The sequence below is a fragment of the Paenibacillus kobensis NBRC 15729 genome, assembly GCF_004000825.1.
Taxonomy (GTDB): Bacteria; Bacillota; Bacilli; order Paenibacillales; family Paenibacillaceae; genus Paenibacillus_T; species Paenibacillus_T kobensis.
Genome location: NZ_BILZ01000087.1, coordinates 1 through 14,860 on the forward strand (window position 1 = coordinate 1; position 14,860 = coordinate 14,860).

Sequence of the window (14,860 nt, forward strand, 5' to 3'; positions counted from 1 at the left end):
TCTAGCGACACATTTAGTGTCGTTAGCGCAGAAGCGCAGCCCGTTATCTGCCTCTAGCGACACATTTAGTGTCGTTAACACAGGTGCACACCTTGTTATATGCCTCTGGCAATAGCACGGAGCACTTTACTGGGTACAACAAAAAGGACGGAGCCATAATACGGCCCCGTCCTTCATTGTCACAATCGTTAAGCCCAAGTCGGCTGTACGTTGCGAACGGCTACTTCCTTCTCGCGCTTGAATGTCATCGTCTCCACAACATTGCTTACCGGCGCAGATTCTTGCACCGGCACCGGCGCTGCAACTGCTGCTGCATCTGCCCGCTCGATGTTGGCACCAAGCGCGGCAAGCTTGCCCGTGATATTCACATAGCCTCTGTCAATATGATGCGTACCCGAAATTTCCGATTCGCCGTCTGCTACAAGCGCCGCGCATATAAGCGCTGCGCCTGCGCGAAGATCCGTCGCCGTCACTTTCGCGCCGGTCAATTGCATGCCGCCGTTAATAATGGCGGAACGGCCGTCCACTTTGATCTGCGCGCTCATTTTGGCAAATTCCTCGACGTGCATGAAGCGGTTCTCGAAAATCGTCTCCGTCACTACGCTAGTACCTTCCGACATGAGCAGCAGCGACATCATTTGCGATTGCATATCGGTAGGGAAGCCTGGATAAGGAAGCGTCTTAACGTCAACCGCTTTCAGACGCTTGTCAGCAATGACATGCAGTCCGTTGTCGGTCTCGTTCACCGTGACGCCCATCTCCTGCAGCTTCGAGATAACCGGCGCCAGATGATCCGCAATCGCTCCTTCGACGACAACATCGCCGCCCGTTATTGCTGCCGCGATCATATACGTACCCGCTTCCACCCGGTCAGGAATGACCGTATGATGAACGCCTCTAAGTATGTCAACGCCTTCGATCCGGATAATATCCGTGCCTGCTCCGCGAATGCGCGCGCCCATTGCATTTAAGTAATTAGCAAGATCAACAATCTCCGGCTCCTTCGCCGCATTCTCGATCGTCGTCGTGCCGTCGGCAAGCGTGGCTGCCATCATGATGTTCTCCGTTGCTCCTACACTCGCTACATCCAGATACACCTTGGAACCTTTCAACCGCCCGTTAACCTTCGCTTCGATAAAGCCTTGGCCAAGCGCGATATCTGCTCCCATCGCTTCAAAGCCTTTCAAATGCTGGTCGATCGCCCGCATTCCGATCGCACAGCCGCCCGGCAGCGATATTTTGACCCGTCCCGTACGGGCAAGCAGCGGTCCCATGACCAGAATAGATGCGCGCATCTTGCGTACCATCTCGTATGGCGGCTCGTAAGCCGTCAACCGGTCCGCCCGAATGCTCATCGTCTCCTGCCCATGCACCACGTCCGCTCCCAGAGATGCAATAACTTCCCGAATCGTTAGCACGTCGTCCAAGAGAGGTACATCCGCTATTACGCTCTCCCCTTCGCTTGCAAGTACGGACGCTGCCAAAATAGGAAGTACCGCGTTTTTCGCACCGTGAATTCGGACCGTACCCGATAGCCGCTGGCCTCCGCGGACGATAATTTTGCTCATTTATGAATTCCCTCCGCACGCTGCAAAATATGTTCCCTGCCGCTTCATGACTATTTATAATGTCGATAATTGCCTATTGGACTTCAATCATGACTGCGAATGACGGCAGTTGCGCTTCCCATGCATCGCCCGGAAAACGTGATAACATGCCGATATAGAACTTGTAGATTATTCCAATTATGTCGCCTGATAGTCATTTGCTCCAACCTTCATCTTACCATTCCCCAACACGAATCGACAAGCGTTATTTTCATAAACACCTTCATTCGGGCAGAGGAGGTGCGGATGAAAAAATTCCCATAGCACCGCGGTTTCCCGGTCATGAGATCAGAGCATGAAGCCGCTCGATACAGTCGCGTTTGACAACCGTTTTCATACATTTCGAAGCTGCTTCCGTTTTTCGTTCCGTCATATACTACCCATTGTTGACACGTTTCGCGTTTGTTATTCGACAAACGCCCTCAGCATCCTCGTCCATTCGAAGTAGTCCAGAATAAATGATGCGAAAGAATGACCAATGACGACTGCAAGCACGACTAACAGCATACGAGCCTTAGGACCTCGGGGGTGCTTGAGAAAGGATTCCAGCTTTAATTCCTGAAGTGCCATCCAAGCCAAAATTATACTTAACAATACGACAACAATCGACAGCAATCCGTTAAACGCGTAGCTTATTTCGACATCTTCCATATTCATCGGAATATTTCCCTTCGTTCATTAGATAGGACTTAAGACCCGATACAGCAATGCTGCAAATTCCGCTCGGCTCGCTGAACGATTCGGCTCAAACCGCCCATCCTCTCCTCCAGCAAGCCAGCCTCTCTGCTGCATCGCCGCCAGCATAGGCCCAGCCCAATTACCCGCTGATACGTCCTCGAACGGATCTGCGGCAAGCCGGATAGGACGCAATGCTGCAGCCTGCCCCATAATAACAGCCATTTCCGCTCGTGTCAGCAGTTTATCCGGTCCGAACGTGAGGTCCGAATATCCATTCATATACCCGGCGCCGATCGCAAGAGCAACCGTGTTGTAAGCCCAATGCCACGGCGGTAAGTCGCGGAAGGATAGGCCGGCGTGCGGAGAATCAGGAGCGAACGCACGCACGAGCATTGCAGCGCCTTCTGCACGGGTTACAGCTCTGTCCGGTTCGAACTGGTAGTTCGCATAACCGGATACGATCCCTTGCTTCGATAAAGCAGCAATCGCCCCCTCCGCCCAGTGACCGTTAATGTCCCGGTAACCAGACCTAAGCGATTCCGTGTTGACCGTAAAGTGATAATACTGCTGATCGAACGGAGCATCGGCCGTCAGTTTCATGTAATACAATCCGGCTTCCAGTCGGAATCCGGCATGGATGCGCGTCCTAGTCTCTTCAGACCGGACCGTTCGCACCAGAGACTGCTTCTTGTCATAGACTTGGATTGTCATGGATCTTTTGGCGGGAATGCCGTTCAAGTCAAGTATCGTGAACGATTCGCCGCTGAGCCGAATCTGAAACCAATCCTCGTCTCCCTCGTGTCCAATAACGCCCAAATACTCCGTACCCGTACGCAGCGATGTTGAAGCATAAGATTTGTCGTTCGGCTCGTTCGGATCGTCGTACTTCGTTACGACCTCCATTCGAAGCGTGTATAAGCCGGTTACGGCGCTTGCGTCGACTGCGGCCGCATTGTACACCCGAATCATATACTTGCCTGGCGTAACGGTAATGAGCGGCGATTGCTCCGGCTCCCCGTCTCCGTTATCGTCGTAGGAGACGAGCTTTTGACCTTCCCGCTGAACGGCAATGCTCGGATCGATTCGTACCGTATCCGTCGACAATTTCAGGCGCAGCGTGCCGCTTCGCTTGAATTCCACAGCGAACCAGTCGCGGTCGCCCTGCTTGCTGAATGTCCCTTCGATCACTTGAGACCGCGGCTGAAGAGGCGACGCCTCGTACGATTTATCATTGCTCTCATAATCGTCAGCAAATATGTGATAATCGGCAGTCAGCAAATAAGGCAGCTTATCGGTCCGTTTATGGTCGTAAAGCTGCAGCTGAATATAATTCCGCCCTTTCTTCACGTCCCACTCCATCGTCGTATTGCCAAGCTTCGCATCCTGCGTGATTGCGGCTTGATTGCCCGCGTACATCGTCAGCCGCACTGGCGGCATTGCTTTTCCCGGCTCGTTCAAGCCTTGAAGCTGAAGCGTCACTGATCCGTCATAGGGTGCATCGATGACATACCAATCAACGTCCGTACCACCTGTCAAACGGGCAGAAATTCGGGTTTCGAGCGGGAACAATGCCGCACGGTCCCGTGTATCGTTCGGTTCGTAAGCGTCTGGTTTCAAGCTGGCCGTTACCGCTTGATCAACCTGCAGCAGACCATAACCGGACGCCTCGTCCACCCCTGCGGGTCCGATATCCTTGGCCGTCTGACGCAGCATCTCCCGAATCTCGTACGGCTTGAATTCGGGGTGCTGCGCAAGCACAAGCGCAGCGGCTGCCGCAACCTGCGGCGCAGCCATCGAAGTTCCTTCCTCGCGCTTGTAGCCGCCGCCCCTCGCAGTCGTGTACACATTCCATGGTGCAGCAATATCGACCTCAGACCCCGGATTCGACCGCGCCTCCGGCTTGCCGTTCTCCGTTACGCCGCCAACCGCGAGCACCGAAGGGTACGCGGCTGGATATTTCACCGCGGCGCGGCTGCCCAGCAGCATGCCGTCATTGCCGGTTGCAGCTACGAGCAGCACGCCTTTGCTTTCCGCATATTGAACGACATCCCGCATGTAGGGCGAATAACGGTACAGCCCCACTGACAAGACAACAATCCGCGCTCCCTTGCGGACCGCATACAGAATCGCCTCGCCTAGCTTGCTCTCATCGCCAGAGCCGTCCTCATCGAGCGCCTTAATCGGCATGATGCGCGCCCGCCACAGCAGCCCGGCAACACCTGTTCCGTTATTGCCTGCAGCAGCGAGAACGCCTGCCACACTTGTACCATGCCCGTTGTCATCGGCAGGCGATTTATCGGAGTGGATCAAATTGACGCCTGGAACCAAATTGTTTTTTAAATCGGGATGATTCAGATCGACGCCCGTATCGACTAGCGCTATCGTTATATCGGTCTGACTGTGAACCTTCTTCCACGCATTCTTCGCTCCGATAAGATTCAAGTAAGTCTGTTTCGCCAGCAGCGGATCGTTCGCCTGACCCGCGGCCGCCGTCGATGACGCCCTCGGAGCCGCTAGCGGCTCCAGGACCGAATCGGATGCCGTCTCGAATTCCGCTTCAGATTCAGATTCAGATGCGTTCGGTATGGATGGCAAAGCTGCTGCCAGCGTTCGTACCGTCTCGTTCGGATGCACATACTCCACCCTGCCATCCGCACGCAGACGGTCGAGCCACTGCTGCTCCGACATGGCTCCGCCTTCGAATGCAATGACGTCTGCCCTCGTTTCGTCTTGACGGGTAATTAATTTCGTTCCTGCAGGCATGATCTCCGGCGGTGCCGAACGCCATTTCAGCAGCCAGCTCGAAGAAACCAGTGCGTCCTTATCCTGGCGTGCGCCGTCTATAGTCCCGCCGTGTTCCATTGACCCCATAGCCTGCGCTTGCTCGCCTAGAGGCGGCGAATAAGCCGCGAAACTATCCGCTGCACTGCTCCATAGCAGTAGGGCGGACAGCAGCAGCCGGAATGTCTTCTTCATCGGCAGTCGCCTGATCAAATGGTTTATATACGGAATGATCCGATTGCTTGAATAATCGCTCATGTGACCTCGTCCTAGCCCGAGTCCTATTCGTAGTTCGACTCCTGCAGCGTTTATGCACTTATTGACGTAACCTTGTTACAATAGTTTCGCTTTCCGCTCTGCAATTTCCTTGCATCTGCAGAAATAATTCCGGCTGCAAATAGGAGACTCTGCTGGCGCACGCGGCTTAAGCCTGAGCAAGCAAACAATAGACTTACGTTTACGGTCTTTCCGGCTTCCGGGCGGCGCTGTCTCTAGTTTCTGGCATCACTCGGATCACGACTCCCCCTCCGTTATCGCGCATGGCATTTGCCAATCGCATATGCCTTACTATTATCCATATGGCGAATGCCGCGTCCCTATCAATAAATATGTGCAAGTTCGTCCTTCAGAACAAAAGAAGCCCGGCTGATCCGCAGACACGCTGCAGTCAGCCGGGCATAATAAACAAATCATGGCCAAGGCTAAACGTTTCGAATGATAAGCAAATCCCCGACCAGGTTGAACACTTCGTCGAACCCATGAAGAAGCAAGTTCGGCGCAACGCCGAGCACCAGCGTACACACTGCGCAAATCCAGATGACGACGCCTGTCGCGGCAGGCACATGGACCTCACTTTCTCCCGAGGACCGCATAAACATTTGCCGGATGATGCCGAAATAGACGTAATAGGAAATGACGCTCGTTGCCGCCATAACCGCTACAATCCAGTAGGCATGTGTACTCGATGCGCCTAGCATAATGAACAGTTTGCCGAAGAACCCCCCGGATACAGGCAGCCCCGCTAGCGACAAAATGAATACAAGCATCGCGCCGGCCGTCCATGGCGCCCGATGATATAAGCCCTCAAACGCCTTCAAATCCCCTACGCCCTCAGCGGCCGGCGAAGCCGATTCCGATACGGCCGATAGAACGGCGAAAGCCCCAATGTTCATGAACAGGTAGACAGCCGCGTAGAAGAATAGCTCCGCTGTATTGTTCGAATGAACCCCATAGAAGGACAGTCCGACCGGGACGAGCAAATAACCGGCATTGACTACACCAGACAGCGCCAGCAGCCGCTTCATGTTCCGTTGGCGCAGCGCGCTCAGCGTACCCGCCAGCATAGCGCAGGCAGCTACGGCCAGCACCCCTCGGAACAGATCGCGGCTGAGCACCGAATCTCCATAACCCGCCGGAAACACGATATTGTAGAACAGACGCAATAGCACAGCGGCTGCCGCTGTCTTCGATATGACCGCTAGAAAGGCGCTGATTGGCGTAGGCGCTCCTTCATAAACGTCAGGTGCCCAAGCGTGAAACGGGGCAGCAGCGATTTTGATGCCGAAGCCCGCCAGCAGGAAGAAGAAAGCGACGTACAGCAGCGTCCGGAACGAATCGACCGATTCAGGCAGCAGCCCTCCGATCATGCTGATATGCGTCGATCCAGTCAATCCGTACAAGTAGGACATACCGAACAGGATGAGCGCAGACGATATGCCTCCGGTAACGACGTACTTGAAGGCCGCCTCGGCGGGCTTGGCCGATAAGACTCCTTCTCCGCCCTCTGCGGCCGCGTGGCGCGCCCGCAATCCGACGAGGACATAGGTCGCGATGCTGAGCAGCTCCAGTCCAGCATACAGCGTAATCAGGTCGGCTGTCGAAGTCATGATCATCGCGCCTGCGACTGCCGGCAGCAGCAAATAATAATACTCGGCTTGATGCGTAAGTCTTGCGGATGCGCTCCGCTTCATCGAACCGAGACTCCACAGCACGATCAACGCGGCGGACAGCAGCAGCAGCATTTTGAACATGAGGCTGAAGTCGTCGACCCGGTAGCTGTCATGCAAAATACCGTTCACATCCGGCTGCTGATGCTCTCCGATGTTGCGGTATCCGATGCGAAGAACTACGCTAGCCGCGGAACCGATAATGGCCACAAGCGTTAACCAGCCGATGACGGAACGGTCGATCCGTTTCGGCATCACCAGATCCAGCACAATCAATACCGCCATCATGCCGACCAATATGATCTCGGGGAGCAGATAGCCGGCATCCGCCCATGTCATAGGCGCAAGCGTTCCCTCGTATACCATGCTATCCCCCCACCCTCGTATTCAAATGGTTCAGCAGCGAATCGAAGCTGTGCTTCATCAACTCCGTAATAAACGATGGATAGATGCCCAGCAGCAGGACGAAAGCGAGCAGAACAGCGGTCGGCAGCGCCTCTGTGAAGCGGGCGTCCGTGATGCCCTCGAGCTTCGGCTTCAATGGACCGAACGTCGTCGCCATCACGGCGCGAAGCACATAGACTGCCGTCAGAATGATGCCGATGACCGCGATCGATACAACCGTTTTGTTCGTATCGAACAATCCTAGCAGCGCCAGCAGTTCTCCGACGAAACCGGACAAGCCAGGCAAGCCGAGCGAAGCCAGACCGCCAATCAGCAGCGCCCCCGACAGGAAAGGAGCTGCCTTGGCAAGGCCGCCGAGCTCGTCGATGTTCGTCGTCCCCGTCCGTTCATAAATGCTGCCGATCAGCAAGAACATCAGGGCCGAGATGAGACCGTGGGAGACGAGCTGGAAGACAGCGCCCTGCATGCCGATCTCGTTCAACGAGGCTAGACCGAGCAGCACGATGCCCATATGACTGAGCGAAGAATACGCAAGCACGAGCCGCAGCTCTTTGTGCCGGAACGCGATGACGGCTCCGTACAGTAAGCTGATCACGCCAAGCACGGCAAGCACCGCCCTGAACCGGTCCGCTTCCTCCGGAAAGGCGAATATACCGAACCGGATCAGGCCGTAAGCGCCCATTTTGAGCAGAATGCCCGAATGGATCATGACGACCGGAGCAGGCGCTTCCCGGTGGACGTCCAGCATCCACGTATGGAACGGGAACACCGGCAGCTTAATGCCGAATGCGATAAGCAGCATAACGAATAACGCCGTACGCATGCCGTCCGAGAGGTACAACGGATTAACGCTGCCTGGCGCTGCCATGTTCGCATACGCTTGCGGATCAGCCAGGTTGGATAGGATCGTCTCGTAGCTTCCGCTGTACGAATAATTGAATACGCCGCCTGCGTCTTCAAGCGAGAAGCCCGCGGTCATGATGAGAATCACGAAAGCAATCAACATGAGCGCCGATCCAAGACCGTTGTACAGCAGGAAGCGAGTCGCTGCCCTTTCCCGGTCCAGCAGCCCCCATATGCCGATCAAGAACACCATTGGAATCATCGTCATTTCGAAAAAGATAAAGAACAGCAATAAGTCCCGGGCTAGAAATACGCCAAGCATGCCGCATTCTAGAATGAGCAGCCATATGTAATACGACTTCCAACGTTTACGGATCGTGGTCGAAGCGAGCGCCGCCATCGCCGCTGTGACCGTCGTCAGCAGAACGAGAGGCAGCGACAGGCCGTCAAGGCTCAAGGCGTAATCAAAATGCAATTCAAACGTTCCTTCGATACCCGTTGCACTTTTCTCAAGCGGAATGTTGATCCATTCTGCTTTCTCCTCATAGGCGTCACCAGGACGGTTCGGATCATAATCCGCATAAAGCCAGACCGACAACGCAAGCGGGAGGAGAGTGGCTGCGATCGCCGTCCACCTCAGCATGCGCGCCCGCTGCTTGGGCATAGCGAGCAGAACAGCGGCGCCTAGCAGCGGTGAGAATACGATCAACGATAAGATCGGCCAATCGATCGTCATGACCAGAACCTCCTTCCCGCCATTACGACGATGATCACGATAAGCCCAAGTACCGCCGCAATGCCATAAGTCTGTACTTGACCGTTCTGCAGCGCGGCCGTCATCCGTCCGAGCCCTGATGCTGCGCCTGCAGTCAACCGTACAACTCCGTCCACGACGTAGCGGTCGAAGAGTTTGGCCCCTGTTCCGAGCATTCGGTACGGTTTCACGATGACGGAGGCGAACAGATCGTCGATCCGGTAACCCCGCTCAAGCCACTTCGATAAGCCCGGCATCGCTTCCGTAACCGATGCAGGACGAATCGTCTTCTTCACGTAGGCGAGCCAGCCGATATACAAGCCGAGCAGCGAAACGGCTGCGCTGACGATCATAACGGTCGGACTGCTGCTGTCGTGCGCAGACGGTTCGCCGCCAAGCAGCCAGCCGCTGAGCCATTCGTTCCACGGCGTATCCGCGAAGCCGGCAACCACCGCCAATACGGCAAGAACGATCATCGGAATGAGCATGACCGCAGGCGATTCATGCGCGCCTTCCGATGCAGCGGAAGGCTTGCCGGCGAAGACCCGGAAGTAAAGCCTTGCCATGTACAACGACGTTAACAGTGCGCCGAGCAAGCCGGCGACGAACAGAACCGGATTGTGGTCGAGCGCCGCGGATAAGATCGCATCCTTGGACCAGAAACCGGAGAATGGCGGAATACCTGATAACGCCAGTGCCCCGATGCCAAACAAAATGGAGGTCACCCGCATCCGGCTGCCAAGTCCGCCAAGCTCGCGAATATCCTGCTTATGTGCCGCATGAATGATGCTGCCCGCCGCTAGGAACAGCAGCGCTTTGAAGAATGCGTGCGTCATGAGATGGAAGATTGCGCCCGTCATCGAGCCTACGCCGAGTGCGAGCATCATATAGCCCAGTTGGCTGATCGTCGAATAAGCGAGTATTCGCTTCACATCGTGCTGTGCTAGCGCAATCGTGGCCGCGAACAGCGCCGTGAATGCTCCGACGTAGGCGACCGTATCCATCGCTGCCGGAGATGCCTCGAACAAGACGAACGTCCGGGCGATCAGGAACACACCTGCTGCAACCATCGTCGCGGCATGGATGAGCGCACTGATCGGCGTCGGACCTTCCATTGCGTCCGGGAGCCAGACGTGAAGCGGGAATTGGCCCGATTTGCCCACTGCGCCCATGAATACTAACAGTGCGATAAGCGTCGTAATGCCGTCATCAACAGCACCCGACTGCCCGTGGAACACGTTCTGAATGCCGGCAAAATCGAGTGCATGGTTAGGCATATACCAGAACAGCAGCAATACGGCCAGCAGCAAGCCGGCATCGCCAATGCGTGTGACGATGAACGCTTTCTTCGCCGCCGCCTTCGCTTCCGGCTTGTGATACCAGAAGCCGACGAGCAGGAACGAGCATACGCCGACAAGCTCCCAGAACAGATACAGCATCAGCATATTATCTGACAGCACAAGTCCGAGCATAGAGAAGACGAACAGCGAAACATAGCCGTAGAAGACCGTGATTCGTTCGTCATTCTTCATGTAGCCCGCCGAGTACACGCAGACAAGCAAGCTGACAAGCGATACGATAACGAGCATTAGCGACGTCAGGTGCGTCACCTCATAGCCGAGCGACAGCGACAATCCGTCGATTTTGATCCAATTGATCCGGTCCCTGTAGTCCACTCCCTCTGCCATAACGAGAATAGACAGCACGAGCGAACCGAGCGAACCGGCCGCGCCGACGATCGGCGCCCACCTTCTGAAGCCGCGCCCCCATGCCGTGAGCAGCAGGAATGCGGCCAGCGGAAAGAGCGGAATCAGCCAAGCTGACTCTGAATATGCCATCGTCCGCTCACCTCCTTAGTTCGTCGAATTCGTCGGTCTTGATCGTACCTCTTGCGCGGAATAGCGCAATAAGGACAGCTACACCGACCGCTGCCTCCGCAGCTGCCACCGTAATGGTGAATAACGCGAATATTTGACCGTTAATAGACGGTACGACCCCATATTTCGAGAATGCGACGAGATTCAAATTCACAGCGTTCAGCATGAGCTCGATTGACAGCAACACGATAACGGCATTCCGCTTAACAAGTGCGCCGTACAAGCCGATGCAGAACAAAATAGCCGCCATTGTTAAATACGATGCCAGCACTCGGTTACGCCTCCTTCTTGGCCAACGCGATCGCGCCGATAAACGCCACGGTCAGCAGCACCGATACGAGCTCGAACGGCAGGACGTGATTGTGGAACAGCGCCTGGCCGATCGCAAGCGTATTGTCGGTCGTCTGTGCAGGCGTTCCGCCGTCCAGCCCTTCGAAATCAGCATCTCTTATAGCGTAGAACAACAAGCCGAACAGAGCGATAGCCCCTACGGCAGCCAGCGTTTCCTTCAGCGGCTTGATTGTCTCGGCCCTACTATCGCTGTGGTTGGTCATCATGATACCGAAGATCATTAGAATCGACACCGCACCGGCGTAGATTAATACCTGTACGAATGCGAGGAACTCGGCTTCCAGCAGGACGAACATGCCCGCGGCGCCCAAGAAGACGGCCGCCATTGACAGGACCATGTGAACGACCTTCGTAAAGCTGACCATCAGCACTGCACCCGCAATCATCAAGACGGCGAAGACGAAGAATGCCGCGAACTCGCCGTTAAACTCGATGTCGAACATTCATCCTTTGCCCCCCTTCTGCGGCGCTCCGATATTGTTGTTATCCAGCCGGACGCGCGTATCGTTATTCGTTAGCCAGTCCTTATCCTTATACAGATCGTCGCGGCTGTAAGCTGCCAGTTCGAAGTTGCCGGTCATGACGATTGCCTCGGTCGGGCAAACCTCTGTACATAAGTCGCACAGAATGCAAATTTCGAAATTGAGATCGAACGTGTCGATGACTTTGCCCTTCTTCTCCGGATCGGGGTTCGGTTTGCCGGTCAGCGTGATGCACTCCGTCGGACAGACGCGCGCGCATTGGTTGCATACGATGCACAGGTCCGGTTCAAAATGCTGAATGCCCCTATAGCGCTCCGGCATCAGGTAAGGCGCATCGGGATACGAGGTCGTCACCTTCGGCGCGGTCAGCGCCTTCAGCGTGACGCCCATTCCTTTTAACATCCCTTTCATGCGAATCCTCCTCGTCGTTAATCCGGATTGTCGTTACCGCTGGAACAGCTCGATGCAGGCGGCCGTGATAAAGATATTCGCGAGCGACAGCGGCAACAGCACTTTCCAGCCGAGCCCCATCAGTTGATCGACCCGAATGCGCGGCATTGTCGCGCGAAGCCAGAACAAGAAAAAGACGATAAACATAAACTTAAGCGCGAACCAAATGATGCCCGGCACAAAATCGAGAAATGGCGCCGGCGCATGCCAGCCGCCAAGGAACAGCGTCGTCGTAAGACCGGCAATGGCGTAGACATAGACATACTCCGTCAGCATAAAGAACGCGAACCGAAAGCCGCTGTACTCGACGTGATAGCCCGCCACAAGCTCGGATTCCGCTTCGGGCAAGTCGAAAGGCGTACGGTTGAGCTCTGATACGGCGGCGATGACGAACACGGCGAAGCCGACGATTTGCGGGATGAAGTTCCAGTCCCAGAACCAGCCGCCCGACTGCGAGTCGACGATGCCGCGCAAATTGAGCGTTCCGCTCAGCATGACGACGCCGGTGACCGAGATCACGAGCGGCACCTCGTAGCTGATCATCTGCGCCGCCGAGCGCATGCCGCCCAGCAGTGCGTATTTATTGTTGGACGCCCAGCCGCCCAGCACGATCGCTAAGGTCGAGATGCCGGATAACGCGACATAATAGAGCAGACCGACGTTCAAGTCGGCAAAATAAAGCTTTTGCGTATAAGGAATAACGGCCAGTACGGTAAAGGATGGTACAAAAGCAAGCGCCGGGGCAAGGATGAAGAGCAGCCGGTCCGCTTTGCGGGGGATGGTGTCCTCCTTGATCAGCAGCTTCAGAATGTCAGCGACCGATTGCAGCAGCCCGAACGGTCCGACCCGGTTGGGGCCGATCCGGAACTGCATCCAGCCGATTACTTTGCGCTCGAAGAAGATCGCATAGGTAACGAAGCCAAGGACGACCAGCATAAGGACGACGCCCCACAGGAATATGACCAGCGCGTCCCCCCACGTCAGCGGCGACGACAAGAGCGAGCTCATCAGCAGTCGACCTCCCCGACGACAATATCGATGCCGCCCAGAATCGTAATCAGATTCGTCATCGTTTCCCCGACGAGCAGCTTCGGCAAAATCTGCAGGTTAACAAAAGACGGCCGCCGGAACTTAAGACGGTACGGCTCTGCTTTGCCCTTCGATACGATATGGCAGCCGATCTCGCCGCGCGGCGATTCGATGCTGGAGTAGATTTCGCCTGCAGGCGGCCGGATGACGCGCGGCACTTTGCCCATCGTCTCTCCGCCTTCCGGGAATTGCTCTAGCGCTTGCTTCAGGATGCGCAGGCTCTGCCTGATCTCTTCGAGCCGGATCAAGTAACGGTCGTAGCAGTCGCCGTTCGTGCCGACCGGAATGTCGAACTCGAACCGGTCGTACAAGCTGTACGGCTCGCTGCGGCGCAAATCCCAACGGATGCCCGTACAGCGCAGGTTTGCGCCCGATAATCCGTAACTGATCGCAGTCTCGGCATCATAGCGCCCGACTCCCTTGATACGCGCGAGGAATATTTCGTTGCCCGATACGAGCCGGTCGTATTCCACCAGCTTCTTCTCCATGTACGGAACGAATTCACGCACCTTGTCTAGCCAGCCCGGCGGTGCGTCCCACTTGACCCCGCCGACTCGCATGTAGTTGTACGTCAGGCGTGCTCCGCACAGCTCATTGAACAGCTGTACGATCGTTTCTCTTTCCTTGAAGGCATATAAGAACGGGCTCATCGCGCCAATATCAAGCAAATACGTTCCCCACCAGACGAGATGGCTGGCAACGCGCTGCAGCTCCATGACGATCAGCCGCAAAAATTCGGCGCGCTCCGGCACCTCGAGCCCCATCATTTTCTCGACAGCGTTGCATAGCACATAATTGTTCGTCATCGCAGATACGTAATCCATCCGGTCCGTATATGGAATGATTTGCGTAAAATTCAGATTTTCCGCAAGCTTCTCGGTCCCCCGATGCAAATATCCCATGACCGGGATCGCTTCCGTAATGACCTCGCCGTCGAGCTTCACGATAATGCGGAACACGCCGTGCGTGCTCGGATGCTGCGGCCCTACGTTCAGCAGCAACTCCTCTGTACGAATGGCACCCATTCGCTACACCTCCGGGTCGAGCGGCTCGTAATCTTTGCGCAGCGGGTACCCGACCCAATCGTCCGGCATCATGATGCGTCTAAGATCGGGATGGCCGTCGAAACGTATGCCCAGCAAATCGTAGATTTCCCGCTCGTTCCAATTCGCCGTCTCCCAGACGGGCGTGACCGAATCGAGCGCCGCATCACTGCGTTCAGCGCGGGCTTTGATCGTATATTCATCTCCAGTCTCGATGTTAACCAGATGATAGACCGTCTCCAGATGCGTCTCATAATCGACACCGGACACATTGCGCAAATATTTGCAGCTCAGCGACGAATGCGCCTTGAACAGCTCTGCCGTCTGCCGCAGATGCTCGGACTTCACGACGATCGTCGGCACGTGCGAGCCAAGCTCGTTCACGTAAGCCTCCACAATCGCGTCCGCGCCTATAAGCTCGCGGACAAGCGCCGCAGCTGCCTCCAGCTTCGGCTGCAGCGGCGACGGCTCCTTCGGCGCAGCCGGCGCTGCATCGGCATCGCCAGCGGCTTGGCGCGGCGCCCGAGCAGGCCGCTCGGCTGCCGCAGGGCGCT

General features: G+C 55.9%; 12 protein-coding genes. All 12 read right to left on the reverse strand.

Annotation, left to right across the window (positions count from 1 at the left end; all coding sequences use genetic code 11):
- Positions 1 to 188: 188 nt before the first annotated feature.
- Positions 189 to 1,568, reverse strand: a complete 1,380-nt coding sequence (gene murA / locus PKO01S_RS26810) for a UDP-N-acetylglucosamine 1-carboxyvinyltransferase (protein ID WP_127534515.1) — start codon at positions 1,566 to 1,568, stop codon at positions 189 to 191.
- A gap of 444 nt (positions 1,569 to 2,012) precedes the next feature.
- A complete protein-coding gene (locus PKO01S_RS26815) occupies positions 2,013 to 2,264 on the reverse strand; it encodes a DUF1146 family protein (protein ID WP_246070752.1) in 252 nt (83 codons plus the stop codon).
- Between the two features lie 21 nt (positions 2,265 to 2,285).
- Positions 2,286 to 5,324 (reverse strand): S8 family serine peptidase, encoded by a 3,039-nt coding sequence (locus PKO01S_RS26820; protein ID WP_246070753.1) that lies wholly within the window; start codon positions 5,322 to 5,324, stop codon positions 2,286 to 2,288.
- Positions 5,325 to 5,767: 443 nt separating this feature from the next.
- The gene (locus tag PKO01S_RS26825; RefSeq protein WP_127534516.1) at positions 5,768 to 7,378 is read right to left on the reverse strand and encodes an NADH-quinone oxidoreductase subunit N; all 1,611 of its coding nucleotides are present in this window, start codon (positions 7,376 to 7,378) and stop codon (positions 5,768 to 5,770) included.
- A gap of 1 nt (position 7,379) precedes the next feature.
- Positions 7,380 to 8,996: a complex I subunit 4 family protein gene (locus tag PKO01S_RS26830; protein ID WP_174818619.1), complete on the reverse strand. Its 1,617-nt coding sequence runs from the start codon at positions 8,994 to 8,996 to the stop codon at positions 7,380 to 7,382.
- Positions 8,993 to 10,852, reverse strand: coding sequence for an NADH-quinone oxidoreductase subunit L (gene nuoL, locus PKO01S_RS26835; protein WP_127534517.1), 1,860 nt, complete (start codon positions 10,850 to 10,852; stop codon positions 8,993 to 8,995). Before nuoL ends, PKO01S_RS26830 begins: the two co-directional genes overlap by 4 nt.
- A gap of 7 nt (positions 10,853 to 10,859) precedes the next feature.
- On the reverse strand, positions 10,860 to 11,162 hold the full coding sequence (nuoK, locus tag PKO01S_RS26840) for an NADH-quinone oxidoreductase subunit NuoK (protein ID WP_127534518.1): 303 nt from the start codon (positions 11,160 to 11,162) through the stop codon (positions 10,860 to 10,862).
- 4 nt (positions 11,163 to 11,166) lie between these two features.
- Positions 11,167 to 11,685 carry an NADH-quinone oxidoreductase subunit J gene (locus PKO01S_RS26845; protein WP_127534519.1) on the reverse strand — a complete coding sequence of 173 codons (519 nt, stop codon included), beginning with the start codon at positions 11,683 to 11,685 and terminating at the stop codon, positions 11,167 to 11,169.
- Positions 11,686 to 12,135 (reverse strand): NADH-quinone oxidoreductase subunit NuoI, encoded by a 450-nt coding sequence (nuoI, locus tag PKO01S_RS26850; protein WP_127534520.1) that lies wholly within the window; start codon positions 12,133 to 12,135, stop codon positions 11,686 to 11,688. It lies immediately after the preceding gene.
- Between the two features lie 33 nt (positions 12,136 to 12,168).
- Positions 12,169 to 13,182, reverse strand: coding sequence for an NADH-quinone oxidoreductase subunit NuoH (gene nuoH / locus PKO01S_RS26855; RefSeq protein ID WP_127534521.1), 1,014 nt, complete (start codon positions 13,180 to 13,182; stop codon positions 12,169 to 12,171).
- The gene (locus PKO01S_RS26860) at positions 13,182 to 14,288 is read right to left on the reverse strand and encodes an NADH-quinone oxidoreductase subunit D (RefSeq protein ID WP_127534522.1); all 1,107 of its coding nucleotides are present in this window, start codon (positions 14,286 to 14,288) and stop codon (positions 13,182 to 13,184) included. Before PKO01S_RS26860 ends, nuoH begins: the two co-directional genes overlap by 1 nt.
- 3 nt (positions 14,289 to 14,291) lie before the next feature.
- Positions 14,292 to 14,860: NADH-quinone oxidoreductase subunit C (locus PKO01S_RS26865; RefSeq protein ID WP_281278959.1), on the reverse strand; the 569-nt coding region annotated here is incomplete at its 5' end.